Source organism: Streptomyces sp. B15 (genome assembly GCF_018070605.1).
In the GTDB taxonomy this organism is placed as follows: domain Bacteria; phylum Actinomycetota; class Actinomycetes; order Streptomycetales; family Streptomycetaceae; genus Streptomyces; species Streptomyces smyrnaeus.
Map to the genome: position 1 here is coordinate 68,786 of NZ_JAGPXJ010000005.1, position 18,293 is coordinate 87,078.

At 70.5% G+C, this 18,293-nt stretch carries 12 protein-coding genes and 3 pseudogenes; 9 read left to right on the top strand and 6 right to left on the bottom strand.

Going from position 1 to position 18,293, the window contains the following annotated elements:
• Window positions 1–118 precede the first annotated feature (118 nt).
• Both KBY19_RS04355 and KBY19_RS37435 read left to right on the top strand, forming a co-directional pair.
• Window positions 119–1,063 (top strand): sugar phosphate isomerase/epimerase, encoded by a 945-nt coding sequence (locus tag KBY19_RS04355; RefSeq protein WP_210965189.1) that lies wholly within the window; start codon window positions 119–121, stop codon window positions 1,061–1,063.
• A gap of 144 nt (window positions 1,064–1,207) precedes the next feature.
• The gene (locus KBY19_RS37435; RefSeq protein WP_099881135.1) at window positions 1,208–1,402 is read left to right on the top strand and encodes an AlpA family transcriptional regulator; all 195 of its coding nucleotides are present in this window, start codon (window positions 1,208–1,210) and stop codon (window positions 1,400–1,402) included.
• Window positions 1,403–1,666: 264 nt separating this feature from the next.
• Here KBY19_RS37435 and KBY19_RS37440 read toward each other — a convergent pair.
• Window positions 1,667–2,368, bottom strand: a pseudogene (locus KBY19_RS37440) (DedA family protein); the annotation flags it as partial.
• Here KBY19_RS37440 and KBY19_RS04365 point away from each other — a divergent pair.
• Window positions 2,318–2,536 (top strand): heavy-metal-associated domain-containing protein, encoded by a 219-nt coding sequence (locus KBY19_RS04365; protein WP_099881137.1) that lies wholly within the window; start codon window positions 2,318–2,320, stop codon window positions 2,534–2,536. The pseudogene KBY19_RS37440 and the gene KBY19_RS04365 overlap by 51 nt on opposite strands.
• Before the next feature lie 746 nt (window positions 2,537–3,282).
• On the opposite strand, the gene KBY19_RS04370 is transcribed toward KBY19_RS04365, so the two are convergent.
• A complete protein-coding gene (locus KBY19_RS04370) occupies window positions 3,283–4,587 on the bottom strand; it encodes a citrate synthase (protein WP_185016907.1) in 1,305 nt (434 codons plus the stop codon).
• A 161-nt stretch (window positions 4,588–4,748) separates the two neighbouring features.
• Window positions 4,749–6,998, bottom strand: a complete 2,250-nt coding sequence (locus KBY19_RS04375) for an ATP-dependent RecD-like DNA helicase (protein ID WP_185016908.1) — start codon at window positions 6,996–6,998, stop codon at window positions 4,749–4,751.
• 357 nt (window positions 6,999–7,355) lie between these two features.
• Between KBY19_RS04375 and KBY19_RS04380 the strand changes: the two genes are divergently transcribed.
• The 5 genes and pseudogenes from KBY19_RS04380 to rbsD all read left to right on the top strand — a co-directional run bounded on the left by KBY19_RS04380 (window position 7,356) and on the right by rbsD (window position 13,443).
• Window positions 7,356–8,363, top strand: coding sequence for a LacI family DNA-binding transcriptional regulator (locus tag KBY19_RS04380; protein ID WP_099881141.1), 1,008 nt, complete (start codon window positions 7,356–7,358; stop codon window positions 8,361–8,363).
• Window positions 8,360–9,925 carry a sugar ABC transporter ATP-binding protein gene (locus KBY19_RS04385; RefSeq protein WP_180289648.1) on the top strand — a complete coding sequence of 522 codons (1,566 nt, stop codon included), beginning with the start codon at window positions 8,360–8,362 and terminating at the stop codon, window positions 9,923–9,925. Before KBY19_RS04380 ends, KBY19_RS04385 begins: the two co-directional genes overlap by 4 nt.
• A 22-nt stretch (window positions 9,926–9,947) precedes the next feature.
• Window positions 9,948–11,910, top strand: a pseudogene (locus KBY19_RS36195) (substrate-binding domain-containing protein).
• 100 nt (window positions 11,911–12,010) lie between these two features.
• The gene (locus KBY19_RS04400) at window positions 12,011–13,057 is read left to right on the top strand and encodes a ribokinase (RefSeq protein WP_210965190.1); all 1,047 of its coding nucleotides are present in this window, start codon (window positions 12,011–12,013) and stop codon (window positions 13,055–13,057) included.
• Window positions 13,054–13,443 carry a D-ribose pyranase gene (rbsD, locus tag KBY19_RS04405; RefSeq protein ID WP_099881148.1) on the top strand — a complete coding sequence of 130 codons (390 nt, stop codon included), beginning with the start codon at window positions 13,054–13,056 and terminating at the stop codon, window positions 13,441–13,443. The genes KBY19_RS04400 and rbsD overlap by 4 nt, the downstream gene beginning before the upstream one ends.
• Window positions 13,444–13,643: 200 nt before the next feature.
• On the opposite strand, the pseudogene KBY19_RS04410 reads toward rbsD, so the two are convergent.
• From KBY19_RS04410 to KBY19_RS04420, 3 genes and pseudogenes are all read right to left on the bottom strand, one after another.
• Window positions 13,644–14,464, bottom strand: a pseudogene (locus tag KBY19_RS04410) (sugar phosphate isomerase/epimerase family protein).
• Entirely contained in the window at window positions 14,461–15,669 is a 1,209-nt protein-coding gene (locus tag KBY19_RS04415; protein ID WP_210965191.1) for a dihydrodipicolinate synthase family protein, read from the bottom strand. The pseudogene KBY19_RS04410 and the gene KBY19_RS04415 overlap by 4 nt, the downstream one beginning before the upstream one ends.
• The gene (locus tag KBY19_RS04420; RefSeq protein ID WP_210955275.1) at window positions 15,666–16,853 is read right to left on the bottom strand and encodes a Gfo/Idh/MocA family protein; all 1,188 of its coding nucleotides are present in this window, start codon (window positions 16,851–16,853) and stop codon (window positions 15,666–15,668) included. Before KBY19_RS04420 ends, KBY19_RS04415 begins: the two co-directional genes overlap by 4 nt.
• Before the next feature lie 214 nt (window positions 16,854–17,067).
• Here KBY19_RS04420 and KBY19_RS04425 point away from each other — a divergent pair, with 214 nt between their 5' ends.
• A complete protein-coding gene (locus tag KBY19_RS04425; RefSeq protein WP_210965192.1) occupies window positions 17,068–18,276 on the top strand; it encodes a LacI family DNA-binding transcriptional regulator in 1,209 nt (402 codons plus the stop codon).
• Window positions 18,277–18,293: the final 17 nt, after the last annotated feature.

The following is an 18,293-nucleotide window of genomic DNA, read 5'->3' on the forward strand; positions in this document are numbered from 1 at the left end:
ATTTGTCCTTACATATTGACGTCGCCCCTCCGGGTGGGTAGAGCAGAGTTCAGCAGGATGAAGCGTTGTCCTGACAAACTCTTGACCTGACTCCTAGCGACCGGATTGGCTCTGAGCCATGACTGGCACTCCCGCCCCCTCCCCTTCCACCCCCTCTGCGTCCGGCACCTCGCTCGACCACATCCGGGTCGGCTCCGCGCCCGACTCCTGGGGCGTGTGGTTCCCCGACGACCCGCAACAGGTGCCCTGGCAGCGCTTCCTGGACGAGGTGGCACAGGCGGGCTACAGCTGGATCGAGCTGGGCCCCTACGGCTACCTGCCGACCGATCCGGCGTGCCTCACCGACGAGGTCACCGCACGCGGCCTGCAGGTCTCCGCCGGTACCGTCTTCACCTCACTGCACCGGGGGCCGGACGTCTGGGACGAGACCTGGACGCACGTCTCCCGCGTCGCCGAGCTCACCCGCGCCATGGGCGCCGCACACCTGGTGGTCATCCCCTCCTTCTGGCGCGACGACAAGACGGCCGAACTGATCGAACCCGCCGAGCTGACGAACGAGCAGTGGCGCCATCTCGCCCAGGGCACGGAGCGGTTGGCGCGGGAGGTGGGCGAGAAGTACGGGCTGCGCATCGCCGTCCACCCGCACGCGGACACCCATATCGACACCGAGGAACATGTCGTCCGCTTCCTCGACGCGACCGACTCCGACCTGGTCAACCTCTGCCTGGACACCGGGCACTACGCCTACTGCGGTGGCGACAGCGTCGAGCTGATCGAACGGTACGGCGAACGGATCGACTATCTGCACCTCAAGCAGGTGGACCCGGAGATCCTCGCCGACGTCGTACGCGAGGGGACGCCCTTCGGCCCCGCGGTGCGCCAGGGCGTGATGTGCGAACCGCCCCGGGGTGTACCGGAGTTGGAGCCGGTGCTGGCCGCGGCACAGAACCTGGGGGTGGACCTGTTCGCCATCGTCGAGCAGGACATGTACCCGTGCCCGCCGGACCAGCCTTTTCCGATCGCCGAGCGCACCCGCCGGTTCCTGCGCGGCTGCGGGGCCTAGCGGCAGACGACAGCCATGTCACCGATGTCACCGTTTCACGGGCGCGGTGTCACAGCCGTCGCACAGCCCCCCTCCCAAGGTCACTCTCCGTCGTTCACCGGGCACAGGCTGAGCGATCACCAGCCAACCCTGGGAGGTGCGAGAGTGGCCGACCGAGAACTCTGGTCGTACAAGGAAATCGCCGCGCACATCAGCGTCCAACCGGACACCGTGCGCTCCTACCGGAAGCATGGCCTCCTACCCCCGCCCGATCTGGTGGAAGGAGGCAGGCCCTACTGGTTCGCGGACACCGTCCGCGAGTGGGTCACCCGCAGGCCGGGGCACCGGGGCGGTCACTGAGGCGGCCCCGGTCATGACTTCCGGCATACCCTCCGCGATACCGGCCTGCCCGTCACCGCCTTGGGGCGGCACCGCAGGTGCCGCCCCAACAGACGTCCGGGGCGCGTGGAAGCCCGCACGGGGAGCCCGCCGCCGCGACGCCCGCCGCCGCACCACCCGCTGAACCGCGGCCGCGGCGCCGGCCAGCACCACCGAGGCGCCGACTCCGAGCAGCGCGCCGGCCAGGGTTCCGGCAAGTGCCCGCCCGCCCCAGTAGCCGACGCCCACCGAGTAGCTCGCCCACAGCAGCTCCGCGAGGCCGGAGCCCAGCAGAAAGCGGCGGGCCGGGTAGCCCACCGTGCCGGTGGCCAGACCACCGACGATCCGGCCGCTGGGCACGAAGCGCACCGCGATCACGAACGGCACCCCGTACCGCCGCACACAGGCGGCGGTACGGTCGAGCGCGGCCCTGCGGCGGGGGCCGGTCGACAGCCACCGGCGGCTGCGCGCACCGGTGCGCCGCCCCAGCCAGTACACCAGTGCGTCCCCGGCCAGCGCGCTGCCCGCGACGACCAGCAGCACCAGCGGCAGCGGGAGCCGGCCTTCGGCCGCGAGTGCACCCGCCGTCGCTATCAGCGCCGCGTTGGGCACCAGCGGCGGCAGGGTGGTGACACCCACGAGCGCGAGCGTCACCCACAAGGCGCCTTCCACACCGACCACCTGCCTTCCGCGGTTCCCTCCCCGCGGGGTGCCGGAGGGCGGCGCTACGTGGGGTGAGGCAGCGCTTGGCCTATACCCCGCAGGGGTATATCTTTGACCTCGCGCACGCACCGCCCGGCCCTCCGGGCCCCTCGTGCGGTCCGAGTTCGGTACCCGGAGCTCTCGCGTCGAGAGCCTTGTACCGAGGGTTTTGTACTGAGAGTTGAGGAGTCGGCCATGAGTACCGTCACGACCACCTACAAGGTTTCCGGAATGACCTGCGGCCACTGCGAGGGCGCGGTCTCCGAGGAGATCTCCCGGATCGAGGGCGTCTCGGCGGTGAAGGCCGTGGCCGCCTCCGGAGAGGTCACCGTCACCTCCTCCGGCGAGCTGGACGACGTCGCCGTACGCGACGCCGTGGACGAGGCGGGGTACGAGCTGGTCGGCCGCGCCTGACGGCCCCGCCGCCTCGCCATCACAAGAGGCACCGCACCTCCATTGTCACCCCGGCCCCGGGCGCCCGCACGGCAGAGCGAACCCTTCTGGCCGCGGCAGCGCTCAGCCACAGGAAACGTGCGCGGCGGTGCCGAACCCACCGATTGCGGCGAGTTCGGCACCGCCGGCCCCGCGCGTTTCACACCTCGCCACCGCGGCGGGAAGAAGCACACCTCGCCACCGCGGAGGGCTCGCCAGTGCGACGGGCAGCGAGGGGGCACTCCGCATCGGCGGAGCCCTCTTGCGTCAAGGCCCGCGGCAGCGAAAAGCGCCCCGTCGGCCAGGTCCCCCCACGGGCCCGTCGACGGGGCGCTTTCGATTCCCGGTCACGGATTCCCCCCACGGGATCCTGGCCGGGCGCCTCCTGGGTGTCCGTGCGGACGGGAGGGCCGCTCAAAGCTCCCCGCGCACGTTCACCGTTCCTTCACTTCGCATCCGTCCCCCAAGACGAATGTGAAGCAGCGGCGAAGGCTCCGCCGGGAGGCCGACGCCACCCGGTTAGACCCACGAACCCCGCCGATGGTTACCCCCCAATTTCTGTGACCTACGTCTCGTCGTCAATGCGCACAAACGGAAGGCCCCGGTCCAATCGGACCGGGGCCTTCCAGTTGTGCCGATACAGGGGTCGCCTTGTGCAGCCCGAGACTCGGGCACCGCGGCTCAGGGCACCGCGACTCAGGGCACCGCGAGCCGGACGCCCGAACGGGTCAGCGAGCCTCGACGGGGACGTACTCCCGCTCGACGACGCCCGTGTAGATCTGGCGCGGGCGGCCGATGCGCGAGTTCGGCTCCTTGATCATCTCGTGCCACTGGGCGATCCAGCCCGGCAGCCGGCCCAGCGCGAACAGCACGGTGAACATGCTGGTCGGGAAGCCCATCGCGCGGTAGATCAAACCGGTGTAGAAGTCCACGTTCGGGTAGAGCTTGCGCTCCGTGAAGTAGTCGTCGGACAGCGCGTGCTCCTCCAGGCGGAGCGCGATGTCCAGCAGCTCGTCGCTCTTGCCCAGCGCCGAGAGCACATCGTGGGCCGCCGCCTTGATGATCTTCGCCCGCGGGTCGAAGTTCTTGTAGACGCGGTGGCCGAAGCCCATGAGCTTGACGCCGTCCTCCTTGTTCTTCACCTTGCGGATGAAGGAGTCGACGTCGCCGCCCGCGGCCTGGATGCCCTGGAGCATCTCCAGCACGCTCTGGTTGGCACCGCCGTGCAGGGGGCCCCAGAGCGCGTTGATGCCCGCCGAGATCGAGGCGAACATGTTCGCCTGGGACGAGCCGACGAGGCGCACGGTGGAGGTCGAGCAGTTCTGCTCGTGGTCGGCGTGCAGGATCAGCAGCTTGTCGAGGGCGTTGACCACGACCGGGTCGAGCTCGTACTCCTGCGCCGGGACCGAGAAGGTCATCCGGAGGAAGTTCTCGACGTAGCCCAGGTCGTTGCTCGGGTAGATGACCGGGTGGCCGATCGCCTTCTTGTAGGCGTAGGCGGCGATCGTGGGCAGCTTGGCCAGCAGCCTTATGGTCGAGAGGTGCCGCTGCTTCTCGTCGAAGGGGTTGTGGCTGTCCTGGTAGAAGGTCGACAGCGCGCTGACCACGGAGGAGAGCATCGCCATCGGGTGGGCGTCGCGCGGGAAACCGTCGTAGAACCGTTTGACGTCCTCGTGCAGCAGTGTGTGCTGCGTGATCTCGTTCTTGAACGCGCTCAGTTCGTCGACGGTCGGCAGCTCGCCGTTGATGAGCAGGTACGCGGTCTCCAGGAAGGTGCCGCGCTCGGCGAGCTGCTCGATCGGATAGCCGCGGTAGCGCAGGATGCCCTGCTCACCGTCGAGGAAGGTGATGGCGGATTTGTAGGCGGCGGTGTTGCCGTATCCCGAGTCCAGGGTCACCAGACCGGTCTGGGCACGCAGCTTGCCGATGTCGAAGCCACGGTCGCCCACCGTGCTGTCGACGACCGGGTAGCTGTACTCGCCGTCCCCGTAGCGGAGTACTACGGAGTTCTCGCTGTCGCGGTGTTCGCTCACGTCATCCCTCACCGACGTAGTGCCTCTTCTTCGAGGTGCCCTGACTTCTTCCACTCTCCCTTATCCAGCGCCGTGCGGTGCACTGGGGGTCAGCCAGAGGGCTCCATGGTGGCACGCAGTGCCGCCCATCTAGCTATCCTGCACCCTCTTGGCCGTCATGGTCACCCCCTGGCACCGTTCTCGCCTCCCGAGGCAGCAGCCACCGCGCGCAACCGGTGGTCGAGCGCCGTGCAGCGCCGCCCCGCCGAGACGGTGCGGACCGCCTGTCCGAGTGCCCTACGCGACCCCACCAGCACCACCAGTCGCTTGGCTCTCGTCACTGCCGTGTACAGCAGATTCCGTTGGAGCATCATCCAGGCGCCCGTGGTGACCGGAATCACTACTGCCGGGTATTCGCTGCCCTGTGAGCGGTGAATGGTCATCGCATAGGCGTGCACGAGCTCGTCCAGCTCGTCGAAGTCGTAGTCGACCTCTTCGTCCTCGTCCGTCAGCACGGTGAGCCGGTGGTCGTCCGGCTGCAGTGCGGTGACCACTCCGACCGTGCCGTTGAAGACGCCGTTCGCACCCTTTTCATAGTTGTTTCTGATCTGGGTGACCTTGTCGCCCACCCGGAAAACCCGACCGCCGAACCGCTTTTCGGGCAGCCCCGGACGGGCCGGGGTGACCGCCTGCTGGAGCAGCCCGTTCAGCGCGCCCGCTCCGGCCGGGCCGCGGTGCATGGGGGCGAGCACCTGGACGTCGCGCCGTGGATCGAGCCCGAACTTCGCCGGGATGCGCCGGGCCGCCACATCCACCGTCAGCGCGCCGGCCGCCTCGGTGTCCTCCTCCACGAAGAGGAAGAAGTCCTCCAGCCCCTGGGTGAGCGGCTGGGTGCCGGAATTGATGCGGTGCGCGTTGGTGACCACGCCCGACTGCTGGGCCTGGCGGAAGATCCGGCGCAGCCGCACCGCGGGAACCGGCCCGTCCTCGGACAGCAGATCGCGCAGCACCTCCCCGGCGCCGACCGAGGGCAGCTGGTCCACGTCCCCCACCAGCAGCAGATGGGCACCGGGCGGGACGGCTTTGATCAGCTTGTTGGCCAGCAGCAGATCCAGCATGGAGGCCTCGTCGACCACCACCAGGTCGGCCTCCAGCGGGCGGTCCCGGTCGTAGGCCGCGTCACCGCCCGGCTTCAGCTCCAGCAGCCGGTGGACGGTGGACGCCTCGGCACCGGTCAGCTCCGCCAGCCGTTTGGCGGCCCGCCCGGTGGGCGCCGCCAGCACCACGCGGGCCTTCTTGGCGCGGGCGAGCTCCACCACCGAGCGCACCGTGAACGACTTGCCGCACCCCGGCCCGCCCGTCAGCACCGCGACCCGGCTGGTGAGCGCGAGCCGCACCGCCTCCTGCTGTTCGGGGGCCAGCCGGGCTCCCGTGCGTTCGCTCAGCCAGCTGAGCGCCTTGTCCCAGTCGACGTCCTGGAACCAGGGCAGCCGGTCCTCGGTGGTGCGCAGCAGCCGCTTGAGCTGGGCGGCCAGGGCGACCTCCGCACGGTGGAAGGGGACGAGATAGACGGCGGTCTCCGTGCGCTGCGGATCCTCCGGGTCGGGCACCGGCTCGCGCACGACACCGCCCTCCTCGTCGGCCGCCAGCTCGCCGAGGCAGTCGATGACCAGGCCGGTGTCCACCTGGAGGAGCTTGACCGCCTCGGAGATCAGCCGCTCCTCGGGCAGATAGCAGTGGCCCTGGTCCGAGGACTGGGACAGCGCGTGTCGCAGACCCGCCTTGACCCGCTCCGGGCTGTCGTGCGGGATACCGACGGACTGGGCGATGCGGTCGGCGGTCAGGAAGCCGATGCCCCACACATCGGCCGCCAGCCGGTAGGGGTTGCCGCGCACCACGGAGATGGACGCGTCGCCGTACTGCTTGTAGATGCGCACGGCGATGGACGTGGAGACGCCGACGCCCTGGAGGAAGACCATCACCTCCTTGATGGCCTTCTGCTCCTCCCAGGCGGCGGCGATCAGCTTGGTGCGCTTGGGACCGAGCCCGGGGACCTCGACGAGCTTGTTCGGATCGGCCTCGATGACCTCCAGCGTGTCGACCCCGAAGTGGCTGACGATCCGGTCGGCGATGCGCGGGCCGACGCCCTTGATCAGGCCCGAGCCGAGATAGCGGCGGATGCCCTGGACGGTGGCCGGCAGCACCGTGACGTAGTTGTCCACATGGAACTGGCGTCCGTACTGCGGGTGGGAGCCCCAGCGGCCCTCCATCCGCAGCGACTCCCCCGCCTGGGCGCCCAGCAACGCGCCCACGACGGTGAGCAGTTCACCGCCGCGGCCGGTGTCCACCCGCGCGACCGTGTACCCATTGTCCTCGTTGGCGTAGGTGATGCGCTCTAGTACCCCTTCGAGCACGGCAGGCTGGAACGTCATGTCACCGACCGTAGCCCCGGGTGCCGACACTGCGGCAGCCTTGTGGATACTGCGCCCTCCCGGGGACCGACCCCCGGACCCTCAGCCGGACAAGCCGGACCGACAGCGCATCCGAACCGACACACCGGCCCTGGATAACTCTGGGCTCACCGTTGGAACTGTCCGCGTGACCACCGCAGTTACGTCTGCACGAGCATCATCACGATCCGGCATCGGCCACGTCCTCAACTTGCGTCACCATGCGCACATCACATTGCATGACCGATGTAATCGTTTCCATGCGCAGCGCGGCGCCCTCGGAGTGTCGTGCGCCTGGAGGCACTTCGCCCCTTTTCCCAGCTTGGAACCGGCACGGCAATGGCAGGCATCAAGGACGTCGCGGCACGCGCCGGCGTCTCCGTCGCCACGGTCTCGCGCGTCCTCAACGACCACAGCGGGGTCCGCGAGGAGACCCGCGCCCGGGTGCTGACCGCCGTGTCCGAACTGAGCTACCGGCCCAACACCCTGGCCCGCTCGCTGCGCACCGACCAGACCCGCACCCTCGGTCTGGTCATCAGCGACGTGCTGAATCCTTTCTTCACCGAACTGGCCCGCGCGGTCGAGGACGCGGCACGCGGTCGCGGCTACAGCGTGATCATCGGCAACGCCGACGAACAGCTGTCGCTGCAGGACCACCATGTGCGCACCCTGCTGGACCGCCGGATCGACGGGCTGCTCGTCTCCCCCGCGGACGGGGACTCCGTCGCGCTGCGCGAGGCCGCGCTGCTGGGCATCCCCATGGTCTTCGTCGACCGGTGGATCGAGGGCCTGGACATTCCGCTGGTGCGCGCCGACGGGCGACCCGCTGTTCGCGATCTCGTCGCTCATCTGTACGCCCTCGGACACCGCAGGCTGGCTATCATCACCGGGCCCGTGGCGAGCACCACCAGCAACGAGCGGGTCCGGGCGTTCCGCTCGGCGCTGCTCGAACACGGGCTGCCGCTGCCCGACGCCTACATCGGGCAGGGCGACTTCCAAACGGCGAGCGGCCGGCAGGCGGCGGAACGGTTCTTCGCACTGCCCCAGCCGCCCGACGCGATCTTCGCGACGGACAACCTGATGGCGCTGGGCGTCATGGAGCAGCTGCGTACGCGCGGTCTGCGGGTGCCGCAGGACGTGTCACTGGCCGCCTTCGACGACATCCCGTGGTTCCTGCACACCGACCCCCCGATCACCGCGATCGCCCAGCCCACCCAGGAGCTGGGACACCGCGCGGTCGCCGCACTGACCGACCTGGTGGAGGGCAGGAGCGCCGGTTCCGTCACGCTTTCCGCCCACCTCATAGCGCGCCGCTCCTGCGGCGAAGACGAAAGGACGCGTCGTTGACCACCCCAGACCCGCCCCCGGCACGGGAACTGCTGCGCACCGAAGGCATCCGTAAGACCTTCCCCGGCGTGGTCGCCCTCGACGGTGTCGACTTCGACCTGCGCACCGGCGAGGTGCACGTCCTGCTGGGCGAGAACGGCGCCGGCAAGAGCACACTGATCAAGGTGCTCTCCGGCACCTACCGCCCGGACGGCGGGCGGGTGCTGCGCGAGGGCAAGACGGTGCGCATCGCCGACGCGGAGGCCGCGGAGAAACTCGGCATCGCCACCATCCACCAGGAGTTCAACCTGGTGCCGCATCTGTCCATCGCGGAGAACATCTTCCTGGGCCGGCAGCCGCGCCGGCTGGGCCTGGTGGACCGCAAGAAGATGGAAGCCGACGCCAAGGTGCTGCTGGACCGGGTGGGTGTCACCGCGCCCCCGCGCACCCCGGTCGGCAAGCTGGGTATCGCCGGGCGGCAGATGGTCGAGATCGCCAAGGCGCTCAGCCTGCGCACCCGCGTCCTGATCATGGACGAGCCGACCGCCGTGCTCACCGCCGAGGAGGTGAACCGCCTCTTCGGTATCGTCCGCAAGCTGCGGGCCGAGGGCGTGGGCATCGTCTTCATCACCCACCACCTGGAGGAGATCCCCGCCATCGGCGACCGGGTCACCGTGCTGCGCGACGGCCGCAGTGTCGGCCAGGTCGCGGCCGACACTCCTCAAGAGGAGCTGGTGCGGCTGATGGTGGGCCGCAGCATCGAGCAGCAGTACCCGCGCCAGACCGCACGGACGCAGCAGGAAGCCGCCTCGGCCGCGCCGCTGCTGCGGGTGACCGGGCTGCGCAGGCAGGGCGCCTTCGAGAACGTCAGCTTCGAGGTGCGCGCCGGTGAGGTCGTCGGCATCGCAGGGCTCGTCGGCGCGGGCCGTACCGAGGTGGTGCGGGCCGTCTTCGGCGCCGACGGCTACGACGCCGGCCGCGTCGAGGTCGGCGGCAAGCGGCTGCCCGCCCGCGACGTATGGGCCTCGCACGCGGCGGGGCTGGGCCTGGTCCCCGAGGACCGCAAGGGGCAGGGCCTGCTCCCGGACGCCTCGGTCTCGGAGAACCTGGGCCTGGTCACCCTGCGCGAGGCGAGCAGGGGCGGCCTGGTGGACCGCGCCGGGCAGCGCAAGGCGGCCTCCCGGATCGCGGACCGGCTCGGTGTGCGGATGGCCGGGCTCGACCAGCATGTGCGCACCCTCTCCGGCGGCAACCAGCAGAAGGTCGTGATCGGCAAGTGGCTGCTCGCCAACAGCCGCGTGCTGATCCTCGATGAACCCACCCGCGGTATCGACGTGGGCGCCAAGGTCGAGATCTACCAGCTCATCAACGAGCTGACGGCCTCCGGCCACGCGGTGCTGATGATCTCCAGCGACCTCCCCGAGGTGCTGGGCATGAGCGACCGGATCCTGGTGATGTCCCAGGGCCGGATCGCCGGTGAACTGACCGCGCGGGAAGCGACCCAGGACGCCGTCATGGCACTGGCCGTCGGCACCTCCGCGCCAGGAACGAGCGAGATGGAGGATTCTCCCCGTGGCCATTGACACGCAGCAGCCGGGTCACCGCCTGGACAAGCGCCCCGGCGGCAGCGGGCCGCCGAACCAGGTACGCCGCATCCTGGAGGACAACGGCGCACTGACAGCGCTCGCCGTCCTGGTCATCGTGCTGTCGTTCTGGACCGACAACTTCTTCACCACGACGAACCTGCTGAACGTCGGCGTGCAGGCGGCCGTGACCGCGATCCTCGCGTTCGGTGTCACCTTCGCCATCGTCTCCGGCGGTATCGACCTGTCGGTCGGCTCGGTGGCCGCGTTCTCCGGGGTGATGCTCGGCTGGTTCACCACGACCCAGGGCATGCCGGCGTTCCTCGGCGTCATCCTGGCCATCCTCTCCGGCACCGCCTGCGGGCTGTTGAACGGTGTGCTGATCTCCTACGGCAAGCTGCCGCCGTTCATCGCGACCCTGGCGATGCTCTCGGCGGCGCGCGGCCTGGCGCAGGTCGTCTCCGAGGGCAACCCGGTCGTCCTGCCCGACTCGCTGTCCTGGATCGGCAAGACGATCGGAGAATGGCTGCCGGTCCCGGTCCTGGTGATGATCGCGATGGGTCTGCTGGCGGCACTGGTGCTCAACCGCACCTACAGCGGCCGGTCGATGTACGCGATCGGCGGCAACGAGGAGGCCGCGCACCTGTCCGGCATCCGGGTCGGCCGGCAGAAGCTGGTGATCTACACCCTGGTGGGCACCTTCGCCGCCATCGCCGGAATCGTCCTGGCCTCCCGGCTCGCCTCGGCCCAGCCGACGGCCGCCGAAGGTTACGAACTGGACGCGATTGCCGCCGTCGTCATTGGTGGTGCCAGTCTGGCCGGAGGCGTGGGCAAGGCTTCCGGAACGCTGATCGGCGCGCTTATCCTCGCTGTTCTGCGCAATGGACTCAACCTTCTCGATGTTTCCGCTTTCTGGCAGCAGGTTGTCATTGGGGTAGTTATTGCGCTCGCCGTGCTCCTCGATACACTGCGTCGCCGCGCATGATCTTTGTGCGACGGGGGAGCTCGCGTAGTTCATCCATCTGCCGACTGCAAGGAATGCAGCAATGAGCAAGAGAACGAACACGTCTGTCGTCGTCGTGGCCACGGCAGTCGCACTGACGGCAACGGCCTGCGGGTCCGGTGACGATTCGAGCGGTGGCAAGGACAAGCCCAAGATCGGCTTCGCCATATCCGCGCTGAACCAGCCCTTCATGGTCCAGATGAAGAAGGGCGCCGAGGAGGAGGCCAAGGCACAGGGCGCGGAGCTGAGCGTCCAGAACGCCTCGGACGACGCCTCCCAGCAGGCCAACCAGGTACAGAACTTCACCTCGCAGCAGGTGAAGTCGATCATCATCAACCCGGTCGACTCCGACGCCGCGGCCCCCTCCGTCAAGGCCGCGAACAACGCCAACATCCCGGTGATCGCCGCCGACCGCAGCGTCAACAAGGCGGACGTCGAGACGACCGTCGCCTCGGACAACGTCGCGGGCGGCAAGAAGGCCGCCAAGGAGATCGCCGAGCAGCTCGACGGCAAGGGCGAGATCCTGATCCTGCAGGGCCAGACGGGCACCTCCGCCTCCCGCGAGCGGGGCAAGGGCTTCTCCGAGGGCCTCAAGAAGTACCCCGGCATCAAGGTCGTCGCCAAGCAGCCCGCGGACTTCCAGCGCACCAAGGGCCTGGACGTGACCACCAACGCCATGCAGTCGCACCCGGGGATCGACGCGGTCTTCGCGGAGAACGACGAGATGGCACTGGGTGCGATCAAGGCGCTCGGGTCCAAGGCGGGCAAGTCCGTGAAGATCGTCGGCTTCGACGGTACTCCGGACGCGATGAAGGCCGTCAAGAAGGGCACCATGAACGCGACCGTCGCCCAGCAGCCGGCCGAGCTCGGCAAGATGGCCGTCCGCAACGCCATGCGCGTCATCGACGGCTCCTCCATCGACAAGCAGATCAAGGTCCCGGTGGAGGTCGTCACCAAGAAGAACGTCGACCACTTCTCCTGACCGGAGAACCGGTTCTCCTGAGCGGGAGCCGGACGGACGACAGGCTGAACGGCCCGTCGCGGGCAGCCGTGCCCGCACGGGACGAGAAGGAGCACCCCGGATGCACGCATACGACCTGCTGGTCGTAGGTTCCGCCAACGCCGACCTGGTCATCGGTCTCGACCGCCGACCGGGACCCGGCGAGACGGTGCTCGGGTCGGATCTGATGATCCACCCGGGCGGCAAGGGCGCGAACCAGGCGGCGGCAGCCGCCCGGCTCGGCGCCCGCACCACGCTGTTGGCGCGCGTCGGCGACGACGCGTACGGCCGTATGCTGGCCGAGGCCCAGCGGGATGCGGGCGCCGCGTTGGCGGGGCTCCTCGTGGGATCGACGGACACGCCCGGCACGGTGGGCAAGAACGGCACCGACGGTGCCGCGGAGGGCAAGGACGCACCGACCGGCGTCGCCCTCATCACCGTGGACGCGGCCGGCGACAACAGCATCGTCGTCTCCCCCGGCGCCAACGCCCGGCTCACGCCGGACGACGTGGCGGCGGCGCGCGACCTGTTCGAGGCCGCTGCCGTCGTCTCCCTCCAGCTGGAGATCCCCCTGGAGACGGTCGCCGCGGCGGCACGGGCCGCCGCCGAGCACGGTGCCCGTCTGGTGCTCAACCCCTCGCCACCCGCCCGCCTGCCCGAGGACGTACTGGCGCTGTGCGACCCGCTGGTCCTCAACGAGCACGAGGCCCGGCTCCTGCTGGACGACGGGCAGTCGCTGACCGCCGACCCCGAGGAGTGGGCCACCGCTCTCCTGGCGCTGGGCCCGCGCAGCGTCGTGGTCACCCTGGGAGCCGAGGGCGCACTGGTGGCCGGCCCCGGAGTGGGCAGCGAGACGACGGACGGAATCGGCATGGTGCGGGTACCCACTCCCCGGGTGCGGGCCGTGGACACCACCGGAGCGGGCGACGCCTTCACCGGCGCGCTCGGCTGGCGGCTGGGCCGCGGTGACCGGCTGGAGGACGCCGTGGGCTACGCCGTACGCGTCGGCGCCCTCGCCGTCACCCGCCCGGGGGCCCAGGAGTCGTACCCCAGCGCTGAGGAGATCGGCGCGGCCGGCGCGGAGGAAGCCGACGCCCAGGAAGCCGACGCCGAGGAAAGAGCGGAATGAAGAAGACCGGCATACTCAACCGTCATCTCAGCGGCGCCCTGGCGCGGCTGGGGCACACGGACCTCGTCGTCGTCTGCGACATCGGTCTTCCCATCCCCGAGGGGCCGACCGTGGTCGACCTCGCCTTCCGCGCCTCGGTGCCCTCCTTCGCCGAAGTACTCACCGGCCTTCTGGAGGAGCTGGAGGTCGAGGGCGCCGTCGCCGCCGCGGAGGTGCGGCAGGCCAACCCGGAGTGCGGCGCACTGCTGGACAGTCACTTCCCCGGCCTCGAACTGGTGCCGCACGAGGAACTGAAGGCGCTGACCCGGCAGGCACGGCTGGTGGTGCGCACCGGTGAGGCCAGACCGTATGCCAACGTGGCGCTGCGCTGCGGAGTGCCGTTCTGAGTCGCTGACACCGACTGCTGGAAAGAAGCTTCACGAAGGGCCCGGTCCACGGACCGGGCCCTTCGTATCCCCCCTCGGTCTCCCGCTTCTTCCCCCCAAGGGAGCGCCGATACCAGGTTCGACACACCACGGAGCGAAAGGGTTGCACCGCGCTGGGTGACTTTTTCGGCAGCCTGGCGTCCGCTTTGGTGGGCGCGGCCTCAAAGGACGTGCTGGAGGTACCGCGCCGCGGTCTCCCGCAGCACCTCGGCACCGTCGCGCTCCCACAGCGCCGGGTTGAAGATCTCCACCTCGACCGGGCCCCGGTAGCCGGCGGCGTCCGTCCAGGTGCGGAAGGCCCGCAGGTCGATCGCGCCGTCCCCCAACTGCCCCCGGCCCAGCAGTACGCCCTCGGGCAGCGGGGTGACCCAGTCGGCGAGCTGGAGGATCGCGATACGGCCCTGCTCCCCCGCCCGTGCGATCTGCCGCGGCACCCGCTCGTCCCACCACAGGTGGTAGGAGTCCACCACCACCCCGACCTCGTCGGCGGGGAACCGCTCGGCCAGGTCGAGCGCCTGGCCGAGCGTGGAGACCACGCACCGGTCGGAGGCGTACATCGGGTGCAGCGGCTCGACGGCCATCCGTACGCCGCGTTCCCGTGCGTAGGGGGCGAGTTCGGCGAGCGGGTCGCCGCCAGATCCCGCTCGCCGTCCGGCAGTCCCCCCGAGACGAGCACCAGGAGGCCGGTGCCCAGTTCGGCGGCCTCGTCGAGCGCGGCCCGGTTGTCGTCCAGTGCGGCGCGGCGCGCCCCGGCCTCCCGCGCCGTGAAGAAGCCGCCCCGGCACAGCGAGGTGACGGCCAGCCCGTGCTGGCGCAGGAGCCGGGCCGCGGCGGCGGGCCCGTAGGCGCGCACCGGATCGCGCCACAGGCCGACCCCTCCGATCCCCAGTTCCGCGGCCCTGCGAGCCAGTTCGGGAAGGGACAGCTGGCGGACGGTCTCCTGGTTGATCGACAGCCTGGCAAGGCCCTGGCCCGGGTTCACTGGGCCACTCCGTGGACGGTGAGCAGCTGCTTCATCCGCTGCTCGGCACGGTCCGGATCGGGGAAGAGGCCCAGCGAGTCGGCGAGTTGGTAGGCGCGTGCCAGGTGCGGCAGGGAGCGGGCCGACTGCAGTCCGCCGACCATCGTGAAGTGCTCCTGGTACCCCGCCAGCCAGGCGAGCAGCACCACACCGGTCTTGTAGTAGCGGGTCGGCTGCTGGAAGAGGTGGCGCGCCAGTGGGACGGTGGGATCGAGCGCGGCCCGGAACGCCGCGCCGTCCCCGGAGTCCAGCAGCCGTACAGCGTGTGCGGCCAGCGGGGCGAGCGGGTCGAAGACGCCCAGCAGCGCGTCGCTGTGGCCCGCCTCGTCACCTTCGATCAGCTGCGGGTAGTGGAAGTCGTCACCGGTGTAGCAGCGCACCGTCCCCGGCAGCCGCCGGCGCAGTGCCACCTCGCGGTCGGCGTCGAGCAGCGAGACCTTCACCCCGTCGACCCGCTCGGGGTGCGCCGCGATGATGCGCAGGAAGGTGTCGGTGGCCTCGTCCAGATCGCTGCTGCCCCAATAGCCCTCCAGCGCCGGGTCGAACATGGGACCCAGCCAGTGGAGGATGACAGGACGGCTCGCCTGGCGCAGCAGCGTGCCGTAGACGCTCTCGTAGTCCTCGGGGCCGCGGGCGACAGCGGCCAGGGCGCGGGAGGCCATCACGATGGCCTGCGCGCCGGTGTCCTCGGTCAGCGTCAACTGCTCCTCGTACGCCGCCGTGACGGCGGCCAGGGCCTGCTCGGGCGCCCCGGCCGGGCGCTGTCCGAGCGGGGCGAGCTGATCGGTGCCCACACCGCAGGCCAACAGCCCGCCGACCGCCTCGGCCTCGGCTGCCGAGCGCCGGATCAGCTCGGCAGCCCCTGCCCGGTCCAGGCCCATGCCGCGCTGTGCCGTGTCCATCGCCTCGGCCACGCCCAGCCCGTGCGCCCACAGATGGCGGCGGAAGGCGAGCGTGGCGTCCCAGTCGAGTGCCGCGGGGCCGTCGGGCGAGGTGTCGGCCAGCGGGTCGGCCACCACATGCGCGGCGGCGTAGACCGTACGGGAGTTGAGCGGCAGCCCCACGCCGGTGCCGCCGCCGTGGTGGGCGCCTACGGCGTCGGAGGGCGTACTGCGCGGCTCGTAACCGCGGATGCCCCCGGTGTCCGGGTCGGGCAGCCGGATCACAGCTCCAGCTCCGGAACCTCGCAGCGGCGGCCCTCGGCCGAGGAGATGAGTGCCAGTTCGGCCAGTTGCACCCCGCGCGCCCCGGCGAGCAGATCCCACGGGTAGGGCTCGGCGGCTTCCGGACCGGATGTGTCCCGGGCGCAGACGTGGCGCAAGAACAGCTCCCACTGCGCCTTGAAGCCGTTGGTGTCCTCGTCGCCGTCGTTGTCGGGCACCTCCTGCCACTGTTCGCGGAAGCGCTCGGTGGCGGGCAGGTCCGGGTTCCACACCGGCTTCGGCGTACCGGCGCGATGCTGGTAGCGGCAGCCGCGCAGACCGGCGACGGCGGAGCCCTCGGTGCCGTCCACCTGGAACTCGACCAGTTCGTCCCGGTGCACCCGTACCGTCCAGGAGGAGTTGATCTGTGCGACAGCGCCGCCCTCCAGGGTGAAGATGCCGTAGGCGGCGTCGTCCGCCGTCGCCTCGTAGGGCTCGCCCCGCTCGTCCCAGCGGCGCGGGATGTGGGTGGTGGCGTGCGCCTGCACGGAGGTGACGCGGCCGAAGAGGTTGTGCAGCACGTACTCCCAGTGCGGGAACATGTCGCTGACGATGCCGCCGCCGTCCTCCGCGCGGTAGTTCCAGGAGGGGCGTTGGGCGCTCTGCCAGTCGCCCTCGAACACCCAGTAGCCGAACTCGCCGCGCACCGACAGCACCCGGCCGAAGAAGCCGCTGTCGACCAGCCGGGCGAGCTTGCGCAGTCCGGGCAGGAAGAGCTTGTCCTGGACGACGCCGTGCTTGACGCCGGCCCGGGACGCCGCCCTCGCCAGCTCCAGGGCGCCGTCCAGCGAGGTGGCGGTGGGCTTTTCCGCGTAGATGTGCTTACCGGCCGCGATGGCCTTCTTGAGCGCTTCCTGACGCGCCGAGGTGACCTGGGCGTCGAAGTAGATGTCGATGCTGTCGTCGGCCAGCACCGCGTCCAGGTCGGTGGAGACGGCCTGAGGATCAAGTCCGTACTCGTGTGCGAGGGCCCGCAGCGCGTGCTCCCTGCGGCCCACCAGGACGGGTTCGGGCCACAGCGTCTCGCCGCCGCCGAGGTCGATGCCGCCCTCCTCGCGCAGCGCGAGGACGGAGCGTACGAGGTGTTGGCGGTGTCCCATCCGGCCGGTGACGCCGTTCATGGCGATCCGGACTGTCCTGCGTGACACGTGGGCTCGTCTCCCTGCGGTCGGCGGTGGAGGGCGCGGTGGCAAGCGTGCGTGGTGAGCGGGGGTGACAGGTGCGCGTAGTAAGCGCTTACTATCCACACACGGTAGCCCCGGGGAAGGGCGCGGGCAAGGGACTTGGCGCACGGTAGGGCAGCACTCGTCCGCGTGGGAACATGTCCTCGAAGCCCTCGACCGGGACGAGGCGGAGGAACGGATGGCAGTGACCCTGGCGGATGTCGCGGCACGCGCGGGCGTCTCGTCGGCGACCGTCTCCCGCGTGCTGAGCGGCAACTACCCCGTCGCGGGCGCCACCAGAAGTCGCGTACTGCGCGCGGTGGACGAACTGGAGTACGTCGTCAACGGCCCCGCCAGCTCACTGGCCGCCGCCAGCTCGGACCTGCTGGGCATCCTCGTCAACGACATCGCCGACCCGTTCTTCGGCATCATCGCCGGTGCCGTCCAGGGCGAACTGGAGGGCCGGGCGGACGGGCCGGTCCCGCGCAAACTCGCCGTGGTGTGCAACACCGGCGGTTCACCCGAACGGGAGCTCACCTATCTGACACTGCTGCAGCGCCAGCGTGCCGCGGCGATCGTACTGACCGGTGGCGCGGTGGAGGACCCGCAGCACAGCGCCGCCCTGACCACCCGGCTGCGGCGGCTGGCCGCGGGCGGCACCCGGATCGTGCTGTGCGGCAGACCGCCGCTGGACGAACCGACAGCCGTCACCGGGACCGGCGCACGGCAGCCCGGACCGGAGCTGTCCGGCCCACAGCTGTCCGGGCCGGCGTCCTCGGCGAAGCCGCGCTCGGCGGCAGGCGACCAGGGCCCACGGGGCGCCGCGCACGATGGCACCCGAGGCGGCGTTCTCACGGTCGCGTTCGACAACTACGGCGGAGCACGCGAGCTGACCGAACATCTGCTGGCACTGGGCCACCGGCACATCGGCTATGTCGCGGGCCCCGCCGAGCGCACCACCACCAGGCACCGGCTGGAGGGCCACCGTGCCGCACTGGCCGCGCACGGAGACGTCACCGCCGACCGGGCCGAGCAGCTGACCGTCCACGGCGGCGGCTACGACCGCTCCTGCGGCTACCAGGGCGCCCGCGAACTGCTGCGCACCGCGCCCGAGACGACGGCCGTGCTGGCCGCCAACGACACCGTCGCACTCGGCGTGTGCGCGGCGCTGCGCGAGATGGGTCTGCGCGTCCCGCAGGACGTGTCGGTCGCCGGCTTCGACGACCTGCCCTTCAGCGTCGACACCTCCCCCGCGCTGACCACCGTCCGCCTGCCGCTGCAGGAGGCGGGTGCCCGCGCCGGGCAGCTCGCGCTGGGAACGCTGGCGCCCCCGCCGGGCGGCATGGTGACGGTACGCCACGAACTGCGGCTCCGCGCCTCCACCGCCCCGCCGCGCACCGGGGGTTGAGGCGCCGGCCGGTCGCC